The 24,652-nt window shown below is 45.1% G+C and carries 21 protein-coding genes; 4 read left to right on the top strand and 17 right to left on the bottom strand.

Translation table 11 applies throughout. From position 1 onward, the window contains the following. Window positions 1–134: 134 nt before the first annotated feature. The 7 genes from norR to WJM94_RS00885 form a co-directional block, all read right to left on the bottom strand. Complete coding sequence (gene norR, locus WJM94_RS00855) at window positions 135–1,664, bottom strand: nitric oxide reductase transcriptional regulator NorR (protein WP_444492351.1); 1,530 nt, start codon at window positions 1,662–1,664, stop codon at window positions 135–137. 212 nt (window positions 1,665–1,876) lie between these two features. After that, entirely contained in the window at window positions 1,877–2,353 is a 477-nt protein-coding gene (locus tag WJM94_RS00860; protein ID WP_444492352.1) for a glycine zipper 2TM domain-containing protein, read from the bottom strand. A 126-nt stretch (window positions 2,354–2,479) separates the two neighbouring features. Beyond that, complete coding sequence (locus WJM94_RS00865) at window positions 2,480–3,091, bottom strand: CDP-alcohol phosphatidyltransferase family protein (protein WP_444492353.1); 612 nt, start codon at window positions 3,089–3,091, stop codon at window positions 2,480–2,482. Continuing rightward, a complete protein-coding gene (locus WJM94_RS00870; RefSeq protein WP_444492354.1) occupies window positions 3,084–3,731 on the bottom strand; it encodes an ATP-binding cassette domain-containing protein in 648 nt (215 codons plus the stop codon). The genes WJM94_RS00865 and WJM94_RS00870 overlap by 8 nt, the downstream gene beginning before the upstream one ends. Beyond that, window positions 3,697–5,406 carry an ABC transporter permease gene (locus WJM94_RS00875; RefSeq protein ID WP_444492355.1) on the bottom strand — a complete coding sequence of 570 codons (1,710 nt, stop codon included), beginning with the start codon at window positions 5,404–5,406 and terminating at the stop codon, window positions 3,697–3,699. The genes WJM94_RS00870 and WJM94_RS00875 overlap by 35 nt, the downstream gene beginning before the upstream one ends. A 9-nt stretch (window positions 5,407–5,415) precedes the next feature. Beyond that, on the bottom strand, window positions 5,416–6,561 hold the full coding sequence (locus WJM94_RS00880) for an ABC transporter substrate-binding protein (protein WP_444492356.1): 1,146 nt from the start codon (window positions 6,559–6,561) through the stop codon (window positions 5,416–5,418). A 381-nt stretch (window positions 6,562–6,942) separates the two neighbouring features. Next, a complete protein-coding gene (locus WJM94_RS00885) occupies window positions 6,943–7,389 on the bottom strand; it encodes an META domain-containing protein (protein WP_444492357.1) in 447 nt (148 codons plus the stop codon). Window positions 7,390–7,564: 175 nt separating this feature from the next. On the opposite strand from WJM94_RS00885, the gene WJM94_RS00890 reads away from it, so the two are divergent. Continuing rightward, window positions 7,565–7,813 carry a DUF1289 domain-containing protein gene (locus WJM94_RS00890; RefSeq protein WP_444492358.1) on the top strand — a complete coding sequence of 83 codons (249 nt, stop codon included), beginning with the start codon at window positions 7,565–7,567 and terminating at the stop codon, window positions 7,811–7,813. A gap of 93 nt (window positions 7,814–7,906) precedes the next feature. Here the strand turns inward: WJM94_RS00890 and WJM94_RS00895 are convergent, their stop codons facing one another. The 7 genes from WJM94_RS00895 to WJM94_RS00925 all read right to left on the bottom strand — a co-directional run bounded on the left by WJM94_RS00895 (window position 7,907) and on the right by WJM94_RS00925 (window position 15,648). Next, the gene (locus tag WJM94_RS00895) at window positions 7,907–8,128 is read right to left on the bottom strand and encodes a hypothetical protein (protein WP_444492988.1); all 222 of its coding nucleotides are present in this window, start codon (window positions 8,126–8,128) and stop codon (window positions 7,907–7,909) included. A 420-nt stretch (window positions 8,129–8,548) separates the two neighbouring features. Continuing rightward, entirely contained in the window at window positions 8,549–10,252 is a 1,704-nt protein-coding gene (ushA, locus tag WJM94_RS00900) for a bifunctional UDP-sugar hydrolase/5'-nucleotidase UshA (protein WP_444492359.1), read from the bottom strand. Between the two features lie 505 nt (window positions 10,253–10,757). After that, window positions 10,758–11,036, bottom strand: coding sequence for a 50S ribosomal protein L25 (gene rplY, locus WJM94_RS00905; RefSeq protein ID WP_014231543.1), 279 nt, complete (start codon window positions 11,034–11,036; stop codon window positions 10,758–10,760). Between the two features lie 293 nt (window positions 11,037–11,329). Next, window positions 11,330–12,679, bottom strand: a complete 1,350-nt coding sequence (locus tag WJM94_RS00910) for an ATP-binding protein (protein ID WP_444492360.1) — start codon at window positions 12,677–12,679, stop codon at window positions 11,330–11,332. Then, window positions 12,669–13,328, bottom strand: a complete 660-nt coding sequence (locus tag WJM94_RS00915) for a response regulator transcription factor (RefSeq protein ID WP_444492361.1) — start codon at window positions 13,326–13,328, stop codon at window positions 12,669–12,671. The genes WJM94_RS00910 and WJM94_RS00915 overlap by 11 nt, the downstream gene beginning before the upstream one ends. A gap of 22 nt (window positions 13,329–13,350) precedes the next feature. Continuing rightward, complete coding sequence (locus WJM94_RS00920) at window positions 13,351–13,776, bottom strand: PepSY domain-containing protein (RefSeq protein WP_444492362.1); 426 nt, start codon at window positions 13,774–13,776, stop codon at window positions 13,351–13,353. Window positions 13,777–13,896: 120 nt separating this feature from the next. Then, window positions 13,897–15,648: a DEAD/DEAH box helicase gene (locus WJM94_RS00925; protein ID WP_444492363.1), complete on the bottom strand. Its 1,752-nt coding sequence runs from the start codon at window positions 15,646–15,648 to the stop codon at window positions 13,897–13,899. Window positions 15,649–15,801: 153 nt separating this feature from the next. Between WJM94_RS00925 and rsuA the strand changes: the two genes are divergently transcribed. The 3 genes from rsuA (at window position 15,802) to WJM94_RS00940 (ending at window position 18,806) form a co-directional block, all read left to right on the top strand. Next, on the top strand, window positions 15,802–16,503 hold the full coding sequence (gene rsuA / locus WJM94_RS00930; RefSeq protein ID WP_444492364.1) for a 16S rRNA pseudouridine(516) synthase RsuA: 702 nt from the start codon (window positions 15,802–15,804) through the stop codon (window positions 16,501–16,503). A gap of 441 nt (window positions 16,504–16,944) precedes the next feature. Continuing rightward, on the top strand, window positions 16,945–18,147 hold the full coding sequence (locus tag WJM94_RS00935; protein WP_444492365.1) for a Bcr/CflA family multidrug efflux MFS transporter: 1,203 nt from the start codon (window positions 16,945–16,947) through the stop codon (window positions 18,145–18,147). Continuing rightward, on the top strand, window positions 18,147–18,806 hold the full coding sequence (locus tag WJM94_RS00940; RefSeq protein ID WP_444492366.1) for a DUF2913 family protein: 660 nt from the start codon (window positions 18,147–18,149) through the stop codon (window positions 18,804–18,806). The genes WJM94_RS00935 and WJM94_RS00940 overlap by 1 nt, the downstream gene beginning before the upstream one ends. A 78-nt stretch (window positions 18,807–18,884) precedes the next feature. On the opposite strand, the gene WJM94_RS00945 is transcribed toward WJM94_RS00940, so the two are convergent. Genes WJM94_RS00945 through WJM94_RS00955 form a run of 3 tightly spaced genes read right to left on the bottom strand, consistent with a single transcriptional unit; the run spans window position 18,885 to window position 24,182 of the window. Further along, window positions 18,885–20,867 carry an MtrB/PioB family decaheme-associated outer membrane protein gene (locus tag WJM94_RS00945; RefSeq protein WP_444492367.1) on the bottom strand — a complete coding sequence of 661 codons (1,983 nt, stop codon included), beginning with the start codon at window positions 20,865–20,867 and terminating at the stop codon, window positions 18,885–18,887. Between the two features lie 10 nt (window positions 20,868–20,877). Continuing rightward, window positions 20,878–21,864, bottom strand: coding sequence for a DmsE family decaheme c-type cytochrome (locus WJM94_RS00950; protein WP_444492368.1), 987 nt, complete (start codon window positions 21,862–21,864; stop codon window positions 20,878–20,880). Between the two features lie 53 nt (window positions 21,865–21,917). After that, window positions 21,918–24,182: an OmcA/MtrC family decaheme c-type cytochrome gene (locus WJM94_RS00955; RefSeq protein WP_444492369.1), complete on the bottom strand. Its 2,265-nt coding sequence runs from the start codon at window positions 24,180–24,182 to the stop codon at window positions 21,918–21,920. Window positions 24,183–24,652: the final 470 nt, after the last annotated feature.

Below are 24,652 nucleotides of genomic sequence, written 5' to 3' on the forward strand. Positions count from 1 at the left end.
TGACCACTAGAGCAGAATGCGTGCCAATATTTATCTTATTGAAAATAAATGGTTTTTTAGTTTGTTGCTGATGATGATGATGTAATTCAGACAACGAGTGTGATGTCTTAATTACATCATATTGTTCAGGCTGATTAATTATTGATCCCGAGTTTTTTACCCATCCGATATAAATTTCCGCGATCCATTTGTAAAAACTCCGCCGCTTTTGCCCATACTCCACCAGTTTGGCTCAGTGCATGTTCAATTAAATCACGTTGATAGCTTTCAACCAGCTCACGCATTGGCTGACTCTCTTTTGGTAGATAGTTTGATGTGTTTTTTACATCATCTAAGGCGAGAGAAGTGTCAAAGTGACTCAGCATGATGGTGCTTGCCCCCTGCTGGATGGCGTGTAAAGCGGCGCGGGTCAATGTGTGCTCAAGTTCGCGAACGTTTCCGTACCAAGGTGACGATTCAAGTTGTGCCAACACCTTAGGGTGAACGTGCAGATTGGGCGCATTGAATTGCTGACGTACTTTCTCCAGCAAATAACCAGCGAGTACCGGAATATCACCCTCACGGGTTCGCAGCGGTGGCACTTGGATTGGGAATACATTTAAACGGTGGAAGAGATCGGCGCGGAATGTTCCCGTCTCCACCTCTTTTTCTAGCTGTCGGTTAGTCGCTGCAATTATGCGTACGTTAACCATTAAATGCTGGTCGCTACCGACGCGTTGTAGCTCGCCTTGTTGGATAACACGAAGCAGTTTTGCCTGCAAAATCAATGGCAGTTCGCCCACTTCATCAAGGAAAATTGTGCCTCCGTCTGCGAGTTCAAACTTACCAGCGCGGTGGCTGTTTGCGCCAGTAAAGGCGCCTTTTACGTGACCGAATAGCTCACTCTCTGCGAGACCTTCTGGCAGCGCTGCACAGTTGACGTAAATCATCGGTTTATCACTGCGATGCGATTGGGCGTGGACAGCGTGTGCCACTAACTCTTTACCTGTACCTGTTTCACCCGTAATCAATACGGCATAATCCGATTGTGCGACGGTCGCGATGTTGTTTCGTAGCTGATTGATTTGCGGGCTTAATCCAACCATCTCACCATGTTGTGAGCGAGCTTGCTGGATAAGGGTTTGAGTCACGCTTTTCTGCTTTTGGTTTTGCGCTTTTAGTGCTTTGAGCTGAGCGATATTACGTAGCGTTGCGGCCGTCAGTGCAGCAAAAGTTTCGATAGCAACTGGATCTATATGATCAAACGCTCCCACTGCGAGCGCATCCATCGTTAGGGCACCAACAAGCTGCCCTTCGACATATAAGCTAAAGCCCATACAATCATGGACATCAATACACTGATCTGCAGTTAGTAGAGTGCCGTCAAAAGGATCGGGTAGTGGACAGTGCGCATCGAATCGAACTGGCTCCCGGCTTTGAATTATGGCATCCAGCCGTGGATGAGCTTTGGGAAAGTAGCGACGCCCCAGCACCGAGTTAGATAGTCCTCTCACGGCTACGGGTGTGAGGAAGCCATCTTCGTCAAAGATAAACAAGCAGGTCGCATCACAGGGAAAAACCTGTGCAAATCCGTCAATGAGGCTTTGATACTGCTGTTCGTGGGAACGATTAGAGCTGAGGTTTAGTGCGATATTAAGTAAAACGTGATCGACGGTCGGCGACATAACAAGCCCAGAAACATGATGAATTCGTCGATGTTAGCAATCTGATGTCATTTATACATCGAAAACGGAGGGAGATTGATGTTCCATTGACTACGATCAATTTTGATGGCAAAAGAAACGCGCAAGCAAACGCGATAAATTGCTTTTACTTGCGCAGATTTTGAATTCTCGCTGTTAAGGCGAAAGAAACGACTATCCAAAGTTTGCTCAGATTAGCGGGGAACAACCCTTGCTTCGCTACCATACATGTTGATTTGAACCGCTTGGCCTGGTTGGAAAATCATATTCGGGTTGGCTTCTTGAACGATAGAGATGATCTTACCGTCTTCCAGACGAATTGTCAGGTTGACACCATTTCGTTTAGCGGTTGCCTCGGCGGTTTTACTACCCGCATATCCACCTAACAGACCGCCACCAATTGCCGCTATGGTAGAGCCTGAACCACCACCAACTTTGGAGCCTAATATACCACCCACAGCTGCACCGGCGACTGTACCGATAGTGTTGGCCTGAGTGGAGGCATCAATCGTAACTGGCTCAACTTTTTCCACGGTTCCGTAGTAAACCTGTTGAACTTTACGAGTGTCTGCGGAGCCGTATGCGTCGCCGTATGGGTTAGGAGAAGTACACCCTCCTAGTGTGATTACGGAAAATGCGAGCAACATGCCTAGCTTGACATAATTTTTCATATAACCTCCAAATGGTTTCGATACCCAAAGAGTATAGAACTACGTTTTAGTCTCTGCTGAGATATTCTACAAAACAGCGACTTAACGAAATTTTCCTGAGAAATGCTTTGATTTTTCAAGGCTAATCTACTTGGTTTTGAGAGTATGAAAACCGGAATAGATGCGTGTGAAGGTGGTAAACCAACAGGCGGCACCAAACACATAAGCTATCGTGGCGAAATGTTGGGGAAAAACACAAAACGCAACAAAAGCTCCAATTGTTTCGGTACCCTCAGTTAAGCCACTCATATAGTAAAGCGATTTGTGTTGATACACGGGATTCTCAATACCTTGTTTGCTGGCCATTATGGCGAAGGCTAAAAAGCTACTTCCTGTTCCAACAAATGAAAAAATCAAAAAAGCACCAGCAACGGCGTTTTGTTCTGGATTGGCAAGAACAAAACCAAATGGAATCAATGAATAAAAAAGGAAATCTAGGCTGATATCGAGGAAGCCGCCTGCATCAGTAATGCCCTGAATTCTTGCCAATGCACCATCTAATCCGTCACAAAATCTATTTAACACGATAAGTATCAATGCAATAAAATAGTGCTCGGTGATTAAGGCAGGCAGAGCGCAGCAGCCAAGAACAAAGCCAAATAATGTGGTTTGGTTCGCTGTGATTCCGAGTTTCGCGGCGAATTTTGCACTTTGAGAGAGAGGCCATCGGATGGCTTTGATACTAAAGCGATCAAGCATGCTCCGTCTCCCACGGCCAGTTTATACAGCGACTGCCTTCTGGAATGTCATCTTTATCATGAGTGACCATTAAAGTAGGGATATCTGCCCGTTGAAGCTGTTCTACCACCCAGTTTCGAAATTGGACACGCAGGTATTTATCTAATTTGCTGTAGGGTTCATCTAAGAGTGCGGCTTTGGGCTCGGCAAGCAGCATTCGAGTCAGCGCAATACGGGCGCGCTGGCCTCCCGAAATCTGGTCAGGAAAGGAGTTCGCCACTTTGGTTAACGAAATATTTTTCAATGCCAGCATTGCACGTTCTTTCCTCTCGGCACCTTTAACAGAATCTGGTAACGCAAAAGCAAGATTTTCCCAAACCGTCAGGTGAGGGAAGAGCATATCATCTTGAAACAGAATCCCGACCTTACGTTTATGTGCAGGTAAGTTATCCAGAGCTATATCATCTAGTGTTATGGAGCCTGAATAATTGAATTCACCGTTTAGATGTCCGGCAATGGCATCTAACAAGGTCGATTTGCCGCACCCGCTAGGTCCCATGAGAGTAACAATTTCGCCGTTCTCTATGTTGATATTAAACGCAGAGAAAAGTGTGTCGCCATTTGTCTTACGGATGGCGAGGTTTTTGAGACAAAGACTCATTGGTTAGTAAACCTTTAATAGACAGCCTGCGATACTTGCTGTTTATACGGCTAAGTAAGATCGCAAAAGAGAAAAATATGAGAGGCAGTAGTGCCTGGCAAATCGCGTAAATTGCGGTAACGCGGCGATCGAAGCCACTAGAGAGAGCAACCGCTTCAGTGGTTATCGTACTGATACGGCCTGCACCAAGGACAAGTGTTGGGAGGTATTGAGCCAAGCTAACACTAATACCAACGGCCCAGGCAAATGCAATTGCAGGTAACAGAATCGGCAGTTTTACTTTCAGCCAAGCTTGCAGTGGCGATTTTCCTAAGCTCAATGCAACACGCGTCAAACCGCTATCGAAGCTGCGCCAAGGACCGTCCAGCGATAAATAAACAAATGGGAATGCAAAGAATACGTGCGCCCAGCAGACCCAGAACAAGTATGCGTTGCTGTTGAGGTAAAGGGTCACGACCTGCATACCGAATAATATCGACAACTGAGGGATCAGCATGGGTACAGCGATGATGTAGCTCGGAATTTTCCAGCGATAGCGCAGGCGATATTCGTGAGCAACCAAAGCCAAAATTAGAGCAATGGAGGCACTAATCATTGCGATCATCGTACTTTGCTCGATAGTGCCTAGTATGCTGTGCCATTCGTATTCCCAAAAGCGCAAACTGTAACGGCTGGGTAGTAGGTCTGGGAATCGCCATCGCTGCGCAAAACTCCACAGTACCATTAATGGCACCATTAAAAGAGCAAGACATGTAATGATGGAGAAGAGGGTTTTTCCTGGCAGAGGAATTCCGCTTCGACCAGAGTATTGCCAACGTTTAAAGCCTTTAGTAACCGCCCATTCTACAAGGCGAGCAAAGCCAATTAATAGAGAAGCAATGAAAAATAGTATCACTGCACCTGCAGCAGCTCTGGGTAATAGCGAGAGGTCAGGATCGCTAAACCACTGCCATACCAATACTGCAAAAGTCGGTGGGTTAGTCGGGCCTATGATAAGCGCGACATCAACAACCGATAAGCTATAAGCCACGACGGCTAGCATAGGAAAACGCAGTTTCGCCAACCATTGTGGGAATATAACTTTCCACCAAGTTTGAGCCGAACTGTACCCCATTGAATGGCTGATCTTTTCAATTTTTCCAACCTTGAGCTGCTGTAAAATCGGAATGCTCATCAGCAGTAGGAAAGGGGTCTCTTTAATAGCCAGCAAAGTGATTAACCCGAGTGCGTTTGGGTCTTTAATCAGCAGCGCCAAGTCATTCACGGTTTGTGTGCTGGGGTCATAACCAAAAAGTTGGCTGGCTAGGCGAACGCCCATGCCGGTAGGAGCAAATAAAAAAGCAAATCCGATGGCAAAGGCGACATGAGGCATAGCAAGTAAAGGGGAAAGACAAACTTCAATTTTACGCCAGAACTTGGTACGCCAAGCGGATTGCACGATTGCGAAGGTTAACAGGCAAGCCAAGTAGCTACTAACAATCGCAGAATAAACGGTCAATCCGATAGAGGTCCACACCCCTTCCCAGCCCAATACAGCATAAAAACCGTTCAACGAGAACTGGTTGAGGCCTACAGGTGGTACATAACCGAGCGCAGAGAGCACCACCCCAAGTAACCCTGGGATGGTTGGCAGTATACAAACTGCGGTAGTAACTAAATACAGCGCTCTTAACATTTGCTTGTACTAATTCCCGTAACGTTTTAACCACTCTTTCTCTAGAGCGTTTTGCCAGCTTGGGTGCGGCTCGTCGATAGACTTAAACTGTTGAGTATTCTTTGCCGTCCCAGTCAGATATTGACTACTTAACACAGATGGGTCCCCCCAGATATTGATATCACCTTTGCGAGATTGTGCCTCTGGGCTTAGTAAGAAGTTTATAGCAACTTGTGCTCCTGCACTGGCGTTTGCGTTCCAGGGAATCGCAAGGAAGTGGATATTAGAAAGAGCGCCTGCGTCCATAGCGTATGCTTTGGTGGTCTCAGCAAGGGTTCCGCTCGACTGCGCAGAGAACACCGCGTTGGGGTTAAATGTTATGGCTAAATCAATTTGTCCGTCATCAAGCAATTGTAGCGTTTCTGCGGTACCTGCCGGGAACTGTTTACCACCGCGCCATGCGACTTTATGGAACTCATCTAAGTAATTCCAAAGAGGTTGTGTCACTCGCTCAAACGACTCTGGTGTTACCGCTTTCTTAAGGGCAGGGTCATTCTCGGTAAGTTCAATTAATAAGGCTTTGATGAAGCTTGTACCGTGAAATTCCGGTGGGCGAGGGTAAGTCAGGCGATTTGGAAACGCTTTAGCGTAGCTAAACATTTCTGAAAATGAGTGAGGTGGGTTGTGGAGGTTCTTTTCGTCATAGATGAAAACCAGCTGCCCCACCCCCCATGGTGCTTCAAGCCCGCCAGTTGGTTCAGAGAAGTCCACATCAACAGGTAGCGTTTTATCTACGTATTGCCAATTTGGTAAACCGTCGACAAACGGACCAAACAGAAGCTGGTTATCTTTCATCGATTTGAAGTTTTCACCGTTGATCCAAACCATATCGACACTACCTCCGGTGTTTTTCCCTGCTGCTTTTTCGGCAATGAGGCGAGTAGTCGTTTCAGAAATATCGGTGACTTTGACGTGGTTGAGCGTCACGTTATAGCGCGTTTTAAGCTCTTGACCTGCCCACTGAATGTAGCGGTTGATTTCCTGGCTGCCTCCCCAGGCATGAAAGTAGACGGTTTCTCCATCAGCTTGTTGTTCGATCGATTGCCAGTCTTGAGCAAAAGTGTTGGTCGCGAGAGTAGTGGCTAAAATACCGATGGTGCTAAGTAGCTTGTTCATACGTTTTCCACGCTATGTCTGTTTGTTCTCAATCTATGAGTGGCCGATAAGGCTGATGAAATTCAATCTGTTACATGGATAGTAAGCTATCTATTGTTATTATCAACGTGAAACCTTTTGGGATTTACTAATTGATTCATAGAATTACTATCAATGCGCGTTTTGTTTTGCAGTACACAACTTGGTTATTTGTGTTTTATTGCTTCAAGTGAGGTTTGACCGGAAGGTGAGGTGAATTCTTTCAGAGTAGTAAGATTTTTGTCCACCAAATGACAGAATAGTTTGTAACAAGGCATGTAATGGCGACAATAAACAAAAAAGCAGCCAACTGGCTGCTTTGAGTTTTCTAAATATGAACGTATCTACGTACTTATTAATGGATTAATTCACCCAGTCACGTAGTTTGAATGTCAGCTCGTGTTCTGCGCTTTTGAGAACCAGCCCATCTTTCGTTAGCGTGATGTCGCTCCACTCAGTCAGTGTTGCTGACATGGCTTTTTCGATGCTCATCAGGTCACCGATACACATTCTCATGGTCATGCCCATCTTATCAATGCGTAATTGGTTATCCTTTAGTTCAGCTTGACCAAAAAAACTGTTACAGCCAGCGTTGCCGTTTGCGGTAAGGTTCTCACCAATTTCCAGGCGAGGCGCTTGTTGATGTTCGGTAAGCTCGATGTTTTTGCCATCGATTTGGACCAGCTCCCAATTGTGGTGCTGTAAGTCTTGAGCCGTAATTTCTTTCACATTATCACCGTTGCTTGCACATGCAGTCATGAGAACAGGTAGGGAGATTGCAGCAACTAACGTTTTTAGACTAAGCTTCATTGAATAGACTCCGTTATAAAAAACGAGAATAAGTATAAGTAATAAAACACTGTTTTTGTCAGCATACGGTAATAGTTTCGTATGGTTATGACATAACAAAGTTTATCGCAAATTTCGTTGTTGCGTCACGATGATGTCTTGTCGCTTTTGAAACTAACTAAAGAACGGTTTTAGCATGGAGCAATTGGAGTTTTTTACAGTCCCTAGTCCTTGCGTTGGCATATGTAGCGCCGATGAAAAAGGGTATTGCAAAGGATGTATGCGTAACAGAGAAGAGCGATTTAACTGGCAAAAATATACGCCTGCGCAGCAGCTTTACGTGATTAAGCTTTGCCGGCAGAGATATAGAAGAAAAATGTTAGCGGGGAAGGTGAAAACAGATCAGCCTGAAGAAGACAACTCACCACAACAAGACTTATTTTAAATTGAGTAATTTTATTTTTCCCGGCTCTGTGTTACTGCTTGTGAGCCGGGAATCTCCTATCCATTTCATATCCGATAGAATAGGCGTTTGGCGTCATTTCATTGACCAAGTATCGCTAATCCAGCCTCCTGCTTGTTCGTCGAAGTGGTTTCCTGAAAATCGATGGTTGAGTTCAACATCTAATTTTCTTGTTGGGCGTTCATCCATGAGTTGATGGATGTACTTCGCCATAGGATCAGTACATGCTTCTCGCTCTCTACGTGTAACCACGTCTTTTATCATTTGGAGTCTGTAGCTACTGCTTGCTCGTTTCATTTTTGACCTCCAGAACTTGATGGCAGCATTTGATAAATGTTGGCGTACAGAGCGCTGCTCATTGGTGCGCGCGTTGAGGCGAGTCACCTTAGTTTGGAGTCCGGAGACAAATTGTTTGAGAGCAGTGTTTGCGACGCCATTCGCATCTTTCACACAGTCGCTCTCAACACCGTTCAAAATGTTCGGAAAAGTTAATTAACGAGTCTGTATATTCGAAAGACCTTATCAAACATAGAAGCCCTGCACAGGGGCGTCAACAACACAAGTGAACAATTTTTGAACAGTTTGTGAAGGTGGATAATTTTCAGCAATTTACGGAAAATAAAAAAACCGAAGCAAAAATAGCTCCGGTCTTTTTACAAGAAACGATGGCCTCAAATAACGGCGAGTTTCTTACTAATACCTTATGAAATTAGATAATTAGCTACTTGTTGCTGGGCAGCCTGTCACAGACTGACTGTTGCTAAAGTATTGGATATTACCCAAGCCCTTTTCGTAATCAGCCGCAGAGATTTGTGGGTTATTTACGAAGAACTCGCGTAGCACGGATGCATCCGTCATTTGAGTCGACTCAACGTTAATCACAGGGTAGTCATCACCGCCTGCTGCACTGAAGCTGATAACAGAGAAGGTGTAAGTCGCGTCTAAGGCAAAGCCTTTGCCATTGATGTCAGTGATCGATACCGAGCCAGCATCACAATCGACATCCAGAGTAATGTTATCTAGTTGAGCATAAGCACCAGAACCAGCGGACTTAGTTGCAACGACGTCTAGGTAGTCTTGTACTTCCTGACCTGTCATGGTCGCTTTAGTGACGAAGTTACCAAATGGTTGCACTGTAAGTACATCACGGTACGTAATGTCACCCGCCTGAATAGAGTCGCGTACGCCACCAGAGTTCATAACGCCAAAGTCAGCATTCACTAAATTGTAGGTACGGTATGCTTCACCCAGTAGGTGACCCAGATTAGTCTGCTGAGAACGAACAACGCTACGATCACCTTCCAGTTTACCGTCGGTTTCTGACACTTTAACATCCAGCAGATCCTGACCTTGTTGCTGGTAAGGTAGAAGGAGTGCTTTCACCGTCGCATCTGGCTGGATGTATTCACCAATCACTTCGTCGTTTTCATCAAGCAAGTTAACTGGAATAAGTGCATAGTTCGCCAGGTGAAGTTTACCGTCGTAATATTCGAAGTCCGCACGGCCAACATATTTGCCCCATTCATGTGCTTGCATGATGTAAGTGCCGTTCTGTTGATCTGGTGTACAGTCATCACCTGGTTTGAAATCAGCGTACTCGTTAGTGCCTGGCTCCATACATACAGGGTTTTGCGAGTGACCACCGATGATGGCATCTAACTGACCTTCCTCAAGTGAGCGTGCTAGCAGAACATCACCAGGAGCTTCGCTGCCGTGATTTCCGTCTTGATAATGCCCCATATGAGTCGTCGCGAAGACAAGATCAACACTTTCGTTCTCTTCAATTTCTTTTAATACTTTCTGAATTTCAACTTGAGGATCTTCGAAGTAGATGTCGGCGACATTGTCTGGGTTTACTAGCTTCGCAGTGTCCTTAGTGGTTAGACCTACTACGGCAACGTTTAGGCCATTGATAGTGAAAACTTTGTACGGCGCAAAATAACGCTCATCGGTCACGTTACCTTCAGAATCTTTCTTGTAGATGTTTGCCGCCAGCATAGGGAAGTCAGCCAGCTCGGCTTGCATATCTAAGATATCTAAAGCATTGTCAAACTCGTGGTTGCCTACTGCCATTGCGTCGTAACCCAGAAGGTTCATGCCTACAAAATCTGGTACCGCGTTTTGCATGTCTGACTCTGGGACACCCGTGTTGATGTCACCGCCAGAAAGAAGGATAGATTCTCCACCGTTTGCTGCTACTTCTGCGCGAATAGATTGGATTAAAGTGTGGCGCGCAGCCATGCCGTATTCGCCATCGCTGTTGTTCCAGAAACGGCCATGGTTATCGTTGGTATGAAGAACGGTGAATTTTGTACATGAGTCTGCAGTCTCACAACTGACGGCTGTGTTGTCGCTGTCTGAGCCACATCCTGCAAGTGCGGCGCCGACTGAAAGTACCAATAGAGTTTTGGAGAATTTCATAGGTAATCCTTTCTTTGTGATTTTGTTATTATTACGGCGTGCAATATACGGAATTAATGTGAAAGTTTAGTGATCAAGCTCTTATTTACACTTGTGTTAAATCAGTGAGTTAGCAAGCCTGCAAGCGTCGTCTACAAATAAACAGAAACGGTTTTTAGCGATCAACTGGTGTTTGCTTTGGGCCATTTTTGTGATGCAGTTAATAGAAGTGCACTTTATTTGAGTGAGAAGGGATGCATATTTTGAGGTGTTGAACAGGTAAAGAGTGAAATTTTATTTTTCACTATCATTTTCTCATTCAAGAAACAGACAGTTAGCGATACTTATGCGTGGTAGGGCTGCGGTTAGATATTTCTGAGGTGGGTTCAAGGGTCTAAAATAGTAAAACCCCGGAGGTGGTAAGTCTCCGGGGTTTTGAAATTTTTTTAGATATCTCGGTTGGTAAGTCCGATTATCTTTTATGCAAAAGGTTTGGATTTAATCCGAGTAATTCCTTGGTAGGGAATTAGATACGGATGAAGTCCATGTGTTCAACTTTTGGCTTGAACGCGTGACGTTGAACGTCTTGTGGCTTAACGCTAACTTCTTTGCCATCGATAACAAGAACGATGCCTTCGTAGAATTCAGGCTTGTCCATTTGGTTTACGATGTCGTCGTGGTTAAGAACGATAGCTACTGCTGCTTCTTCACCGCCGTATACAACTGCAGGGAATTTGCCAGCGTGACGTAGGCGGCGGCTCGCACCTTTACCTAGTTCAGTACGTACTACTGCTTCGAATTTCATACTTTTTACTCTCAAATTAGTAAAATAAAATTTTCACATACAACAATGCGACCTTGTTGTTTGTGGTAAGGCTTGAAACAGGAACTGTTCAAGCGAGCGCGGATACTATCATTCCGCTTGAAGTTCAGCAACCCAAATCGCATCTAAATCAGTAAAAACGCCGTAATAAATGTTGCCTAAGTGGTTCGTTTTACTTATTTAGCACAATAAATGTGTCAATTGCCTTTATTTTCACCGTTTTGTCATATTTGAAAAGGCGCTAACAGGGCAAAGCGGTCGCTAAAGGAAAAGGACTAAGTGCGGCTTCTCTGTAATACCAGAGTCGCTTTCAAACCGCCCATTTTACTTTCTTCAAGGGTCAGTTGACCACGGTAACTATGCGCCATTTCACTGACAATATTTAACCCTAGTCCTGAACCGGGGGTTGCCTCATCCAGTCTGAATCCCCGTTGAATAACCTTGGCTAATTGCTCCTTAGGAATACCGGGCCCATCGTCTTCAATAATAATGTGGATGTTGTCTTTATTCTGAGTGGAGTAGACGCGAATCATGCGCTTCGCCCACTTGTATCCATTCTCAAGCAGGTTACCAATCATTTCGTCGAGATCGGTTTTTTCGACGGCAACGTTTAACTCTGAGTCGAGCTCATTGACCAGAGTGATATCGCGTTGCGAGTACACCTTGTCAAAAGCCATGGAGATGGCATCCACACGCTCGGCTGGATTCGCTTTTACCGACAGAATATTCATCGAACCAGCCATTCGTGCACGGCCCAGGTGGTAATCAATGTGATCTTGAATTTGATTAAGCGGCTCATCTAACCGAGTTTGAACCATTGGTTCTAATGTCCGTACTTCGTTTTTCAGTACGGACAACGGGGTCTTTAAAGCATGTGATAAATTTCCAGCATGATTACGAGCCCGCTCTAAAACTTCCTGATAGTGAAAGAGTAGGGCGTTCAGGTCGGCAATCAAAGGTGAGATCTCTTTGGGATAGGTTTCTTCTAAGCGCTTTTTGTTTCCTGATTTCAACTCGGCGAGCTCTTTCTGCAATTTAGTCAGAGGACTCAAAGACCATGCAATTTGCACCATAATAACCGTGAGGACACCAGCAAACAGTAAACCTAAGATTAACCATAATTGTCCGATTAAGGTCTGAAGTGTGTTTTTGATTGGTTCTTCATCAATACCGACAACAACGTGAATTGGTCCGTCATAATCTGGCAGATACAATACTTTATCTATGGTAATAAGTTTTTCATCTCTCGCCCCATAAGCATCTTTAGTGAGCTCTTTGTATTCGATTCTTTTGTCCCACAAAGAACGCGAACGCTCAAGGTTTGTCTTTGTTGAGGCACTCCAATACAAGCCACTGTATGGTCGGCTAAATCGGGGATCGGAAAGTTGCGCCGCAAGAGATAAGTGTCCTTTTGGGTCAACTTCTAACTGAGCGGCGATTTCGTCCATGAAGACACTCAATTGTGAACGAGTATCGTCCACCATGTAGTTATAAACCTGAGTCGGGATGCTAACGCCGGCAGCAAGAATCATTGCCGTCAACCAAACAACGGCTGCCAATACGAGTCGGCTTTTAATACTAAGCCGTTTCAAGGTATACAGCGGCAGTCGGTGTCTATTCGGCATTTAATCGGTACCCTAAGCCACGCACGGTTTTGATGATTTTCGGCGCTATCTTTTTTCGGATACGGCCAATAAAAACTTCAATCGTGTTTGAGTCCCGGTCGAAATCTTGTTTGTAAATGTGCTCGACGAGTTCTGTTCGGGAGATCACCTTCTCTGGGTTATGCATAAAGTAGGCAACCACTTTATACTCCAGCGCTGTCAAACTTACTGCTTCACCTTTCCATAGGACCTTAGATGTGCGTGTATCCAGACTTAAATCACCGATTTGCATGACTGGTGAAGCGTTACCAGATGCTCTTCGTAACTGAGCTCGAATACGTGCAATTAACTCAACCATCTCGAATGGCTTGGTCAGATAGTCGTCGGCACCGGCGTTAAGACCTTCAACTCGCTCGGTTAAGGTGTCACGAGCACTGAGAATGACAACGGGCGTATTAATATTTTCGTCACGGATGCCTTGCAGCACGGTTAAACCGTCCAGCTTAGGCAGGCCCAGATCCAGAACGATGGCATCCCACTCTTCTGACGTAGCCCGATAGAGCGCATCTATCCCATCTTGAGAGAGTTCTGGTACCCAGCCAGTATTTTCCAACGTTTCAATGATTTGCTCACCGATACGAGGGTCATCTTCGACGACAAGTATTTTCATAGCAGTGTTTCTTATTATGTTGTTAGTGTTGCTGTGGTTTTAACGCTTTATTAAAGTTGCGTCCCTTAACTTCGAGCATTTCTAATGTTGCGGCGTCGTACTCGACTTTAAGTACGCTATTGTCGAACAGGATTTTTAGTTCATAAACCCATTCATTATTATCTTCGTCTAGCTCTACTTTAATAATACGACCATACAGGTCTTTCTCTACAGTGGCATAGAGCTCTGAAAACGGTCTAATGTAACCATTCTGTACCGCTCGATAGACCTCTTCCTGATCTTCATCGAACTCGATTTGGGTGTCGGGTTTTACAACATCTTGCACGATGGCATGACCATCTTGTGATGTGACAATATCATTTTGCTGTGCGAATGTCGGTGCTGAAAGCAGCATCGGAATCAAACTGAAAATAAACGCAAGATGTTGAGAACTCGTTGGTTTGTTCATAGTAAGACCTTTTCTCAAGAATTGGCAGAATTATAGTCAGCGGTATATGAACAGAAAGTGAATCTGTCACTTAGGTGCTAAGTTCACTTTATGCAAATGAATCGTTGAACGGAGTGAATGTCACTGCAGTTCATCATCAAATATTTTGTCTCGTAGTTTCCAAAATCGTCCTGACTTTCTGGCAATCACAAATTGCGGCAAACGAAAGCGGTGCTGATTGGCGACAACACGTGTGGGAGAGGCTTCTTCAAACGGTCGATGCTTATCCGCGAGGTGAGGACGAACAAATTGATCTTTGAAGTTCTGCTTTTGCTTTTTGGTGTTGAGTGACCAAAACTCATGCACTAAAGCATGGCCTTCACCTTGGTATGGCTCGCCAGAGTAGGTGACCTTTAGCTGAGATTTGCCATCGTTGCTTTTAAACACCGAGAGATCCATTTCAGTACATTCGAATATCAATGCATCTTTCAGATTCAGCGCTTCTTTTAACTTCTTGTCTGGGTCAACTAAAGTGGCGTCACATTCGTGACAGATACGCGCAGCGATGTCGTTATCAGCCCCACATTCACCACAATATTTTGCTCTGAAACGGTAGCCACAGTGTTCACGCTCACCCGTATCGTCATCTTCGAAGTAACCTTGGCAACGACGACCAAAGTGTTCTAGCAAAAAGCCGTTACTGTCTAATTTGCCCCAGAAGTTATTATTAAAACCGCAAGCAGGGCACGGAATGGTGATAATCTCACTGGTGGAGTCGGGTTTAGGATCACCGACTTCAGGTTGATACAAGTCGTAACTGTTTCCCGCGTAATCGAGCACCAAACATTCAGATTTACCTTCAGATAGACGTAGCCCGCGTCCTACGATCTGTTGATACAGACTTACTGATTCTGTTGGGCGCAAAATGGCAATCAGATCGACGTGTGGAGCGTCAAATCCTGTAGTTAAAACCGATACGTTAACCAGATATTTGATCTGGCGATTTTTAAAGTCCTGGATGATTGCATCACGCTCCGGTGTCGGAGTATCACCAATCACAATTGCGGTTTCGCCTTCTGGCAATAATCCGTGAATTTCCTGCGCATGACGCACGGTAGCGGCAAAAATCATCACACCGTGCCGTTCTTTGGCATATTGAATGATCTGCTCAACGATTTGTGGTGTGGCACGTTTGGCTTTGTCGATGACCATGTCCATTTCTGCTTCTTTATATCGGCCAGTATTAGCTGGTTTGAGTTGCGAGAAGTCGTAAGACAAAACTGGCGCATCCATCATGCGTGCCGGGGTCAAAAAGTTTTCATCAAGCAAATAGCGGATAGGCAATTCAAAAATACAATCTCGAAAAAAACGAGGTTCCTCTGTACGCACCTGTCCGCGAGTATGGTACTGATAAATCCATCCCATGCCTAATCGGTAGGGGGTCGCTGTCAGCCCCAGCACTTTGATGCCCGGATTAAGCTCCCTTAAGTGAGAAATTACTTTCTGATAACTGCTGTCTTTGTCGTCTGGCACTCGGTGGCATTCGTCGATAACCAGAAGTGAGAACTGGTTTTTAAACGAATCTAAATTGCGTACTACGGATTGAACGGACGCGAACACGACCTGTTGGTCGGTTTCTTTTCGCCCGAGGCCAGCAGAGAAAATCGACCCTTTAAGATCATAGCCTTCGTACTTGGCGTGGTTTTGTTCAACCAGTTCTTTCACGTGAGCCAACACTAAGACTCGTCCTTTAGCCAGACGAGCGAGTTCGGCAATCACGAGGCTTTTACCAGCACCCGTCGGCAGCACAATAACGGCTGGTGTAGAGTGTTTACGAAAGTAATGAATGACTGCTTTTACAGAGTCAGCTTGATAGGGACGAAGTGTGTACATGAAAAAATGTGAAATTGCTCAACTATTCCAATCAGGGACGTTATAATACCTGACTTTTATACCCAAGTGACCTTAAACCGTAAGATTCAGGCTGTGTGCATGGCTTTAGACCGAAACTGAGAGGTTACTTGGGTATAATTCAATGAGGTATTCATGCGTTTAGATAAATATTTGTGTGATGCTCTGGGTGCGACACGCAAGCAGGCAACAAAAATCATCAAAAGTGGCGAAGTGACCGTTGATGGTGACATTCAAAAAAGTGGGGCATTCAAGGTATTGGAAGGTGCTGAAGTAATGTGGGAAGACCGTGTTGTTGGTGCGCCGGGTCCTCGTTACATCATGCTGTACAAACCGGCTGATTTCGTGTGTTCACATGAAGATGGCTACAATCAAACCGCATTTGCACTGCTTGATGAGCCTAAAATAGAGAATCTACATTTTGCTGGTCGTTTAGATGTCGATACGACTGGCTTGGTGTTAATCACAGACGATGGTAAGTGGTCGCACCGTATTACTTCGCCAAAACATAAATGCGAGAAAACCTACCGTGTCTGGCTGGTGGACGCGATTCAGCCTGATTATGCTGAAAAGTTTGAACAAGGCATCATGCTTCGCAACGAACAGGAAGCGACATTACCGGCACGTTTAGAAATCGTAAACGAAGCGGAAAATGAAGTATTGCTGACCATCGTTGAAGGCAAATATCACCAAGTAAAACGCATGTTTGCAGCTCTGGGTAACAAAGTAGAGTATCTACACCGTGAGCGTATTGGTGCCATCGAGCTTGATGAAGCCTTAGAACCTGGTGATTACCGCTATCTGACTCAAGAAGAAATTGATTCAGTTTGGAATTAATTATCGCTCTGGGAAATTATTTAGTTCCTATTGGGAACTAGTCTTTTGCTTGGAAATGGCTCAAAATAGCGTTTCCTACCAAATCGAATTAGTGCCTAGACAAATTCAGTGTGTGTAAACCTCCAGTGAATTACTGAGGTTTGTCTGTCTCAGACACGTACTTTTCTCGTAACGCATCCGTTTGTAGTGAACATCTGGTGGAGCAAGCTCCGCCATTTTTCGTTCCAATACCTTCGGCAGTAAATGAGAATGAATCTAATTATGCACTTTTCTTTGTCGAGCTCGTCTAGGGCGTCTTGGTATACATTCGTCCTTATGAGCCTTGTAAATTGAGAATGTGGAATCGTCCTTGTTTCTATACTCAAACATACGAGAAGCATCAATCATCGCTTTTTCCCAATACAGGATATCGATGGCAGGACCACAACTAGAGGTAAAAGAATGACAGAAAAAGTTCAAAGTGTGCCGCAATCCCATATCTCCTTTTTATTGTTCCTTGTTTTAGGGGCGATTGGTGCACTTACTCCGCTTGCCATTGATATGTACCTACCAGCGATGCCTGCGATTGCAAAAGATCTCGGTGTAGATCCTGGTGCGGTGCAAATTACATTAACGGCATATACAGCGGGCTTTGCGATTGGACAATTAATACACGGACCGCTTTCAGACAGTTTTGGTCGCAGACCAGTGCTCATTTTAGGGGTACTGTTCTTTGGTCTCGCGGCGGTAGTGAGTGCAACCACAAATGGTATTGACGCCCTCACTTATGTTCGTACGGCACAAGGCTTTGCCGGAGCTGCTGCTGCGGTAATCATTCAGGCCGTTGTTCGCGATATGTTTGACCGGGAAGATTTTGCACGTGCGATGTCATTTGTCACACTGGTTATAACGATTGCACCGTTGGTCGCCCCAATGATCGGTGGTCATTTGGCCATATGGTTTGGCTGGCGATCCATCTTTTGGGTGTTAGCGATATTTGCCGCTGTGGTTATTATGTTGGTGTTTTGGAAGATTCCTGAAACGCTAAAAACGGAAAACCGTCAGCCTCTGCACTTACGCACAACATTAAGAAACTACGCTCGTTTATTTACTAGCTCAAAAGCTCTGGGTCTGATGTTCTCCGCTGCGTTCTCGTTTTCAGGTATGTTTGCTTTCCTAACTGCGGGGTCGTTTGTCTATATCGATTTATATGGTGTAAGACCAGACTACTTTGGTTACCTGTTTGGATTGAATATTGTGGCGATGATCATCATGACCAGCATTAACGGGCGTGTGGTGAAAAAAGTGGGTTCGCATGCAATGCTTCGCTTTGGCCTCTCTATCCAGTTATTAGCTGGGATAGGGCTATTTGTCAGCTGGCTGATGGAGCTTGGCCTATGGGGTACCGTACCATTTGTCGTACTCTTTATTGGTACCTTGTCGACGATCGGTAGTAATGCCATGGCACTATTGCTGAGCGGCTATCCATCGATGGCAGGCACCGCTTCTTCATTAGCTGGTACGCTCAGATTTGGTATGGGGTCATTGATTGGTGTTCTCGTCGCTTCACTGCCAAGTGGTGTTGAATGGCCTATGATCATCGTTATGTTTGCTTGTTCGGTGCTTTCAGCACTGTTTTATTGGACTTTAGGAAGAAAGGCGTAATGTCAAATTACACTAAAGAAATTCAAAACCTGGTTAACTCCGCATTAGCTGACTTAGACCAGGAACATCGTTCTGGTAAGTTGGCCAATGCGCCGGTTGCAAATAACCATTATTTAGTTCGTTGGGTAACAAAAGCTTTGAAATCTCAACGATTTGACCGAGTAGTAGGGGATGACCTTACTCGCTGGCAAAAAGCGGGACGTTCGAAAGGTAATGACTCTGGCCTGCTATTTATTTTTAAACGCATTTCAGCGTATTACGCTCAGTTCTTCCCTGAAGGCGAAGACGCGAAAGTGATTAAAGACTCTGATGTCGAAGCATTTCTGGATGTGATGGAGCAAGCTGGCTGGGAAGTATCTACATCTGAACCACTTATTGGCTGCGGAAAAGTCCAAATATTTACAGAAGGACAAAACTCGTTAGCACTGTGCGCAGAACAATGCGAAAGCTGTTTTGATGGTGAGTTGCTTGTTAAACCAATGAGTTGGTTCGTACGTGGCAACCATGCTGAGTTCGTGGAAAAAGCTTCTCAAGCGGGCTTTATGGTTCATAAGGTGACGGATTACAAATCGATGGTGAAATACCACGGTGAGTACCTTATTTTCCCAGCAAACGAAGGCAATCAATTGGCCGAGATCCCGTTAAGCTTTCAAGCATAAATTGATTTAAAAACGAAAAAGCATCAGATTCACAATGTGGGTCTGATGCTTTTTAAGTAAGGTTATTTACAGCGGATACTAGAAACGATATTTCCAATAAACGCCGCCGTAAATGCCGTTATAGTCTTGTAGGACATCACCCATGTTGCTAACTTCGTTATCGAACAGGTAATCGTCTTCAGAGTAATCCTCGTAACGAATATTGAGCTGAACGTTTTGGTTCTCTGAAATTTCATAATCCGCCACCGCTTCAAGGCGTGAGGACTTGTATTCGTTGTCTGGATATTGATAGCCGCTAGATGTGGTTGAAGTCTTACTGTCGGCCTGACTATAGCTGTAGTCTAGTGAAAGTGACAGTTTATCTTCCAGAAGTCCATCTTTACTAACCCCGAAGCCAACAGTGGTTACGTCATCTTTAAGTTTCGTTTTGTAACGATCCCATCCAACAACGTCTGAATTAGCTTGTTGCTGCTCTGAGCGAATAATTTGTTGGTTGTAGAACACATGCCCATTAAGTCCCTCGGCCAGATTGAAGTTAACACTCAGGTCATATCCGTAGTCTTCACCTTCGCTAAGGCCGATGTCAGGTTTGTCATAATCATCATTGCCGTACCAGATTTCTCCGATAAGTTGCACGTTATCAGATATGTCGTAACTTCCGTCACCCCTTAACTCGATACGATCTTTATCGGCCAAGTAGTATTGGCGTAAGTTTGGAGAGTCACTGCTCGAGTTCTGCCAGGATGACCCATCGCGGAAGGAGTAAGATAATTTACCTCCCACTTGCCAGAGTGCTTCCGGACGATAACGAGCACCCACATAGAAACTTTGCTCATCGGTACGCTTGCGATCAGCATAATCGCGTTCGTCGTGGGTGTAGTCGTATCCGGCATTCACTTTAACATCGCGATTGAGGTTGTGCGTTACCGTTGCTTCCAGTTTTGTTTTGGTTCGGTCATAGCTCTCCCGAGTTGCGCCGACGACATCATGTCTATCTGATTTATCGTCCTTATCCGAGTAGTCAGCTGAGACTTTTAACGCCGTTTTGCGCGATATCTTGTTATGATAATCCGCGCTGACTTGCCAAGTGTTCATCTCACCGTGAAATGTGTTCGAGTTAGAAGGGGCTAACGAAAATGGCAGTAAACCGCCCTCAGAGGTAGCTTGTGACCACAAAATCCGGCCATTAAAGGTATGCTGGTTCAATCGATAATTGCCCGAAACAGCGAATTGATGGAAATCGTTGTCCGGCTCGTAAGAAAGTTGGTTCGCATAAGGGTTGGAAACATCTCCATAATAGAGCGCAGACATGTCGTTGCGGAAGAATGAACCACGATAGGCGACATCGACTAACCAGAGATCTTCAATATAACTAACACCCACTTGGGTATTCAGTGTCTCATGATCCACTGTCTTAGGAATAAAACCGGGACCACTACCGTAACCTGGTATTGTTGACGAGTATAGTGACGTCGTACCTTCTTTACGCTCATGTTTCATGGATGCGTAAGGTTGCCAAGGTGTTTTCGGCGTGTACTTGAGCTCAAACTTGAAGGTGTCACGCGTCACTTCGTGCTCATATTTCGTTAAATCGCCACTAGTGAGTGTATCACCACTAACGTGATAGGCACTCAAGGACGAGCGATTCCAGTAGTATGGCGTTTCACTGTAACTTGTTTTTAAGCGAAAACCGTCAAACTCTCCGATTTCCCATTGAAGCAAGAAGCGCTGTAACCCCAGATCTTCAATAAGTAAACGATTGTAGAATCCTTCATCTTCATAGCGCTCAATATCTGCATTTAAGCTGCCATTCAGATGTTTGTTGTCTGAGGTTGTGCCATGAATCGGTGGGTTCCAGTTGTAAAACCTTGTTGAACCGTCATTATCAAGGTAACCGACACCCACGCTAACTTCGCCACCCCATAAGCCATCACTGCTGCATTCGCTACAGCTCCAACGGCTCGTATCGACCTCCTGGGCACGTTGGAGTGAGTAATCATCTGCCTGAACTTGTAACGACAAAGCAAGGGAAACAGCAATACTGATTTTTGATAGTTTCATGCCACCCTCCTTAATATCTTAATGTCTGGCCGCGTGGGTGATTAGAGCCATGTACTTGAGTATGACAGTTCAGACAGCTTCCGCCACGAACCTTCAAATCATTTTCAGGCATCGCAACGTTTGCGTGCGGAACGCGGTGACACTCCTGACAAAGCATCGGTAAGCGTTTATTTAGCATTGCTTTATTGACCGAGCCATGAGGCGAGTGACAGGTTGTACAATCCTCAGTAACGGGTTCATGTTCCCATAAATTTGGGCCGCGTTTTTCAGCATGGCACTCGAAACAAGTGTCATTAATAGACGACCAATTTAAGCTGGACTCATTTAATGTCTGATGTGGGTTATGACAATTAGAACAGGTCATCACACCATCAAGTACCGGATGACTACTGCGTTTATGAATGTCAGATTTAGTTTTTACGTGACAATCCGTACATTTATCCGCTTGTAGCTCAGCCACCATCATAGGGTCATCTTTTTGATGCAGCTGGTGACAGCTCGTGCAGGAGAGACCTTCAAAAGCATGCTCACTGCTGTGCCAGGTAGAGCGTTTCGCATCTTGGTGACAAGACAAACACACACTATTTTGCTTCTCTACCGGAACAGGAGAGTTAGGACCAAATGTGATCATCGGTTCACGAGCTTGTCCCTTGCGAGGATTACGTTCATGGTTATTCGCAGGGCCGTGGCACGCCTCACACTGTTTGTCACTCATTGGTCCGTGAATGTTGGCAGACTTACCATGGATATTATCGAAGATACCCGTTGCTGGTTTGTCTGACGTATCATCATGGCATCGAAGACAACCATCTGGACCACGGCGTGAGTATTTCCCTTCAGAAAACTTCGTATCCAGAATAGTTTCTATCTCTTCTCTCGTTAACGTCGCTGTTTCAGTTTCAGCTTCGGGTTCGGTAACGTCTTCGGAATATACCGAAGAAATCACCCCCAACCCGAGTATTAAAACCACCAACCACCGCTGAATAATTGCTTTCATAACAATTCCTTTTTTCATCCTTAATCGTCAATTACTTATGATCAATGACGTTTTCAACGGTAGTCATATACCTTGTGAACCTTATCTACGCCTTGAGACTGCCCGATAGCATGACATGTCGAGCATTGCTCAGAACCCATTGCCTCTTCAGCAGTGTCAGCACCAAAGACCGCGCCGTTATTCAGCATGTGGCTCAGTATTGCATCACCTGCAACCGTTTCTGGGTCTGCATTGGCCAATGACGATTCGATGTGGCATGCCCCACAAGCGACCAGTGTAGGACTGAAGTACTTACCGCTAGCAAGTGAAGGACGCGTATTTTGCTGGCTCGGCAGGTTGAATTGCGAGCTGGTATGACAAGCTTCACAGTTGTTGATTGCACCTGGGAAAGGTGACTCCCCACTGCGAGCAGGGCCAAAAGCGTGATACGAGTGCACGTGGTATTTCAGATCTGCAGCCATGCCTGGGTAGAAGGCAGAACGCTCTGAGTTGTGGCAGTTTTTACATTGCTGGAAGTCTGTCGCAGCATGTGGGTGATCGCCAAGTTTGTGTATGGTCAACTCTTTGTGACAGTCGTTACAACTATCGATGTCCGCACCGACAGGGAGTTTGTGTGAAACTGCAACGCCACCAATACCAAACGCACCAGACGCATTATTTGCTGCGACCACAAACGGGTATTTGATTAAATCAATGCCAGTAAAGTTGACACACGCACTTAGCATTGCTTCTTTTCTGTCTGCACAAAGTGGCATGTCTGCAATGTTAACTGTTAGTTTGGATGTGGAACCTGGTTTAATAGAAGAAGCACTGAAGTCTTTTTGACAGGTAAACAGGCCATCGCCTTCAGCAACACAGCCATCTCCAACCGTACCATCTTCACTCATATCAAGCTCGTTGTTAGCAAGCATTGGACCTTCGCCATCATCCCAGTTTAAAAGGAGGTTCATATGCCCAGGTGAGTTGATATATTGAGTGACTTCATCCAAGGTACTTACGCCTGTACCGTCTTTTTTGACACGTACTTGAATTTCGAAGCTGTCATCAGCGAATCGAGCCTGTACGATTTCTATATCCAACGTGTCTCTTGCGGTTGAAAGATTTGCCAGACGTGTCATGTGAACCGTTTTGGCGCTTCTACTTGCATCTTCACCAATAATAGGGTCACCGTTTTCGTCACGCTCATAAGGGCGATGGCAGCCAGTACAGGTGTTTTGAGGAGAACCGTCTCGAATCCACGCCGTACCCACTTGGTTCGCATGGGCTCCACGATCACGGAACAAGTGACATGTTTCACAAGCGACTTGGGTTGGATGTTCAAACCAGTTGTTTGCATCCGATGCCTTAGTGGTATCGCTCGAGTGACATGTAGTACAGTTACGAATGTCTTGTGGGAAAGGACTGCCTTCTACAACCAGACCATTTATGTCGGTAACCAAAGCTCCGTTTTCATCAACTGGTTGTTTGTAGGTAGTAAGATCGTTTCTGTCACTACCAAGTGCGAACACATTACCGTGGTATTGGTGTACGACAGCAGCAAGTGGTCGACGACCAGGTGCAGCGCCAGGGTTACTGTCGTTGTGACAAGAAGTACATACTGCAATGTTGTTATCTATTGAACGATAACCCGGACCGTGATGAAGTGGTTCGTTCATATGACAATTTGCACAGGTCCCGTCTTCAATAACATTTCTCGAAACGGTGTCCTCGGAGCTGGTTCCAGGTACCCACTCATAGACATTCGTAAAACCGACTTCTTGGTCGCCATAAGCGAAAACGATTCGGTGTAACTTATCCTCGTCCCAACTGATGTATCCTCCATTATCCGCAGAATCTGCCGGATAAGGATCGGCTACCTTCAAAATGTCAGTAATAGCAAAGGTATATCGATAGCCGTCGTCAGTCTTCTCTAGATCACCATCCCAAACACTTTCCATTGAAGCACGGTTGCTTGAGTCGTTACTAGAGTGGTGGAAACTCTTCCAGAAGGTATTACCGTTACGACCGTTGAAGGCGTACGCGGGATCGCTGGTATCGTCAACGTCGCTGCGAGCTGGCATTGCTTTTAACACGGCGATTCGAAAATCTTTATCAGTGTCGAACGTGTAGTCGCGTCCGGCACCGTCTAAGACTTTAAAGTCAACCACCAACTTTGTTTCAGTACCACTTTCGGAGGCCATTAGCATCGGAGTTTCAACTTCCACGCTGAATGAACTCACATCTGGCGGAGGAGTGTTTTGATCATTTTTGCCGCTTGGACCACATGCAGCCATTAATATGGCAAGGGTTGTTATGATTAGTGATTTTATATTGTTCATTTTCCCTCTCGCTTTCACCTAATAGATATAAATAAAAGTGGGACTGGTTAGATACAACTTATTGAGTGTTTTGTCCTTGGATATAAAGGACGGTTATAAAACGACTTGCATTCTTCTTGTAAATTATACAATTGAAAGAGTGGGGGAATATGAAGGAAATGTTACAGCCCACTCTACCACTGGTTGATATGAGTATAGACACAATAAATGTGCTTCACCCTTCTATATGAAGGGTTTTTTTGCTCTTGTGATAACGCTCAAAGCTTTGAATGTTATGGGTTTATTGTTTTTTTATAAATAACAATGACTTATCATGATAGTGGTTAATATTCCCTTTTGTAATATCTGCAAATTTCAAAAGCTTGGTCTACGATGTAAGTTGTATGTGAATGAGATGTTGGTTTGGTCTGGTTGTTATGGAAAATGCGCATAAAAAGGTAGCCCCTTATTTGCTAATTGATGGGTGATGA

The sequence above is a fragment of the Vibrio sp. YIC-376 genome, assembly GCF_052353105.1.
Lineage (GTDB): Bacteria > Pseudomonadota > Gammaproteobacteria > Enterobacterales > Vibrionaceae > Vibrio.

Bases quoted from the DNA above. Each gene is read 5' to 3' on its own strand.
- norR (WP_444492351.1), bottom strand. From the start codon at position 1,664: ATGTCGCCGACCGTCGATCACGTTTTACTTAATATCGCACTAAACCTC.
- WJM94_RS00860 (WP_444492352.1), bottom strand. From the start codon at position 2,353: ATGAAAAATTATGTCAAGCTAGGCATGTTGCTCGCATTTTCCGTAATC.
- WJM94_RS00865 (WP_444492353.1), bottom strand. From the start codon at position 3,091: ATGCTTGATCGCTTTAGTATCAAAGCCATCCGATGGCCTCTCTCTCAA.
- WJM94_RS00870 (WP_444492354.1), bottom strand. From the start codon at position 3,731: ATGAGTCTTTGTCTCAAAAACCTCGCCATCCGTAAGACAAATGGCGAC.
- WJM94_RS00875 (WP_444492355.1), bottom strand. From the start codon at position 5,406: ATGTTAAGAGCGCTGTATTTAGTTACTACCGCAGTTTGTATACTGCCA.
- WJM94_RS00880 (WP_444492356.1), bottom strand. From the start codon at position 6,561: ATGAACAAGCTACTTAGCACCATCGGTATTTTAGCCACTACTCTCGCG.
- WJM94_RS00885 (WP_444492357.1), bottom strand. From the start codon at position 7,389: ATGAAGCTTAGTCTAAAAACGTTAGTTGCTGCAATCTCCCTACCTGTT.
- WJM94_RS00890 (WP_444492358.1), top strand. From the start codon at position 7,565: ATGGAGCAATTGGAGTTTTTTACAGTCCCTAGTCCTTGCGTTGGCATA.
- WJM94_RS00895 (WP_444492988.1), bottom strand. From the start codon at position 8,128: ATGAAACGAGCAAGCAGTAGCTACAGACTCCAAATGATAAAAGACGTG.
- ushA (WP_444492359.1), bottom strand. From the start codon at position 10,252: ATGAAATTCTCCAAAACTCTATTGGTACTTTCAGTCGGCGCCGCACTT.
- rplY (WP_014231543.1), bottom strand. From the start codon at position 11,036: ATGAAATTCGAAGCAGTAGTACGTACTGAACTAGGTAAAGGTGCGAGC.
- WJM94_RS00910 (WP_444492360.1), bottom strand. From the start codon at position 12,679: ATGCCGAATAGACACCGACTGCCGCTGTATACCTTGAAACGGCTTAGT.
- WJM94_RS00915 (WP_444492361.1), bottom strand. From the start codon at position 13,328: ATGAAAATACTTGTCGTCGAAGATGACCCTCGTATCGGTGAGCAAATC.
- WJM94_RS00920 (WP_444492362.1), bottom strand. From the start codon at position 13,776: ATGAACAAACCAACGAGTTCTCAACATCTTGCGTTTATTTTCAGTTTG.
- WJM94_RS00925 (WP_444492363.1), bottom strand. From the start codon at position 15,648: ATGTACACACTTCGTCCCTATCAAGCTGACTCTGTAAAAGCAGTCATT.
- rsuA (WP_444492364.1), top strand. From the start codon at position 15,802: ATGCGTTTAGATAAATATTTGTGTGATGCTCTGGGTGCGACACGCAAG.
- WJM94_RS00935 (WP_444492365.1), top strand. From the start codon at position 16,945: ATGACAGAAAAAGTTCAAAGTGTGCCGCAATCCCATATCTCCTTTTTA.
- WJM94_RS00940 (WP_444492366.1), top strand. From the start codon at position 18,147: ATGTCAAATTACACTAAAGAAATTCAAAACCTGGTTAACTCCGCATTA.
- WJM94_RS00945 (WP_444492367.1), bottom strand. From the start codon at position 20,867: ATGAAACTATCAAAAATCAGTATTGCTGTTTCCCTTGCTTTGTCGTTA.
- WJM94_RS00950 (WP_444492368.1), bottom strand. From the start codon at position 21,864: ATGAAAGCAATTATTCAGCGGTGGTTGGTGGTTTTAATACTCGGGTTG.
- WJM94_RS00955 (WP_444492369.1), bottom strand. From the start codon at position 24,182: ATGAACAATATAAAATCACTAATCATAACAACCCTTGCCATATTAATG.